2 protein-coding genes and 1 pseudogene are annotated in these 1,246 nt (G+C 62.4%); 2 read left to right on the top strand and 1 reads right to left on the bottom strand.

Features of this window, described 5'->3' with window-relative positions; genetic code table 11:
* Together Q1J79_RS13575 and Q1J79_RS13570 are read left to right on the top strand one after the other, a co-directional pair.
* Positions 1-285: pseudogene (locus Q1J79_RS13575) on the top strand (oxidoreductase); the annotation flags it as partial.
* Positions 282-728, top strand: coding sequence for a nuclear transport factor 2 family protein (locus Q1J79_RS13570; protein ID WP_300301265.1), 447 nt, complete (start codon positions 282-284; stop codon positions 726-728). The pseudogene Q1J79_RS13575 and the gene Q1J79_RS13570, both read left to right, overlap by 4 nt.
* On the opposite strand, the gene Q1J79_RS13565 is transcribed toward Q1J79_RS13570, so the two are convergent.
* A partial coding sequence (locus tag Q1J79_RS13565; RefSeq protein WP_300301263.1) for a class I SAM-dependent methyltransferase occupies positions 725-1,246 on the bottom strand: 522 nt, incomplete at its 5' end. The two genes, Q1J79_RS13570 and Q1J79_RS13565, sit on opposite strands and share 4 nt — an antisense overlap.

Here is a 1,246-nt window from a genome sequence, read left to right as displayed (position 1 = left end):
CTGATCAACATGGCGGAATCGCTGAAGCTCGATCTGGAAAATAGCGGCGTGGCGGTGCGCCTGATCTCGCCGGGCTTTATCAAAACGCCGCTCACCGACCGCAATACATTCCCGATGCCGTTCCTGATGCCGGTGGAGGCAGCGGCCGAACGGCTGTGGCGTGGCCTCGATTTTGAGCGTGGTTTCGAGATTGCCTTTCCCTGGCAGTTCGCCATGATCCTGAGAATCCTGCGGCTGCTGCCCTATGCGGCCTACTTCCCCCTGGTGCGGAGATTCACCCGATGACGGCCGATCCGGTTGCCGCCGGCCTGCAGCGCTACGCTGATTTCTTCGCCGGCCTGACGCCGGAAAACCTGGATCGTCTCGATGATCTGGTCACCGAGGATGTGCATTTCAGCGACCCGTTCAACGATGTGCGTGGCCGCAGGGTGATGAAAACCCTGTTCGCGCAGATGTTCCGCGACTGCTCCCATGTGAAGTTCCGTATTGACGGATCGGTGCGCGAAGGCAGCCAGGCTTTCCTGAAATGGACGTTCTTCTACACGCCGCGCCGCTTTGGCGGAGCCGAGCCGTGGCAGGCCATCGGCGTCAGCGAGCTGCATTTCACGCCAGACGGCCGCGTGAATGCCCATCTCGATCACTGGGATGCCGGCAGCCAGTTCTATGCCCGGCTGCCCATCGTCGGCGCGCTGGTGCGTTTCGTACGCCGCCGTTTACAGCATTCCTAAGCGCGCTTCGCGAAACCGTATTGCAGCACGTCTATGGTGCCGGCGTTGAAGCCGCCCTCGCAATAGGCGAGGTAATAGCGCCACATGCGACGGAAGCGTTCGTCGAAGGGCAGGCCTTTGCCGGTCTGGTCGCGGATCTGCGGCCAGGCCGTCTCGAAGCGGCGATGCCAGTCTTTCAGCGTGCGGGCATAGTCGCGGCCGAAGCTGAAATCATCGACGATATCGAAACCCGCCCCGGCGGCCTGACGGGCCACCGTGTCAGGCGAGAGCAGCATGCCGCCGGGAAAGATGTAGGCCTGGATGAAATCCATGGTGCCGCGGTAATCCTCGAAATATTTGTCGGCGATCACGATGGCCTGAATGCCGGCGCGGCCGCCCGGATGCAGGCGGTCGCGCAGCTGGCCGAAATAATGCGGCCAGTATTTCTCGCCCACCGCCTCGATCATCTCGATGGAGGCCACCGCGTCATACGCGTCGGTCAGGTCGCGGTAGTCGCGCAACTCGATCCGCACGCGCTC

The organism is Ferrovibrio sp. (assembly GCF_029255545.1).
Lineage (GTDB): Bacteria > Pseudomonadota > Alphaproteobacteria > Ferrovibrionales > Ferrovibrionaceae > Ferrovibrio.
The sequence above is the reverse complement of the archived record's forward strand: the minus strand, read 5'-3'. Positions and strand labels throughout refer to the sequence as shown.

What these genes read in the sequence shown, in the direction of transcription:
- Q1J79_RS13570 (WP_300301265.1), top strand. Translation starts at nt 282, where the DNA reads ATGACGGCCGATCCGGTTGCCGCCGGCCTGCAGCGCTACGCTGATTTC.